This is a genomic window from Halomonas sp. ND22Bw (assembly GCF_003011945.1).
In the GTDB taxonomy this organism is placed as follows: Bacteria; Pseudomonadota; Gammaproteobacteria; order Pseudomonadales; family Halomonadaceae; genus Halomonas; species Halomonas halophila.
Genome location: NZ_PXWD01001931.1, coordinates 1 through 230 on the forward strand (window position 1 = coordinate 1; position 230 = coordinate 230).

The 230-nt window shown below is 68.3% G+C and carries 1 protein-coding gene; it reads left to right on the top strand.

Translation table 11 applies throughout. The features are described 5' to 3' along the window. Positions 1–230 (top strand): 2,3-bisphosphoglycerate-dependent phosphoglycerate mutase (locus CVH10_RS25025; protein WP_146143441.1); only part of this gene is annotated, 230 nt, incomplete at both ends.

A 230-nucleotide genomic window follows, 5' to 3' on the forward strand; every position in this document is an offset into this window, starting at 1 on the left:
GCCTGACCGACGTGCCGGTGATCGAGGACTGGCGGCTGAACGAGCGGCACTATGGCGGTCTGACGGGTCTGAACAAGGCCGAGACGGCCCAGAAGCACGGCGAAGACCAGGTCAAGGTCTGGCGCCGCAGCTATGACGTGCCGCCGCCCCCGCTTGCCCCCGGCGGCGAGTTCGATTTCGAGGCGGACCCCCGCTACGCCGGAAAGGCCATTCCCGACACCGAAAGCCTG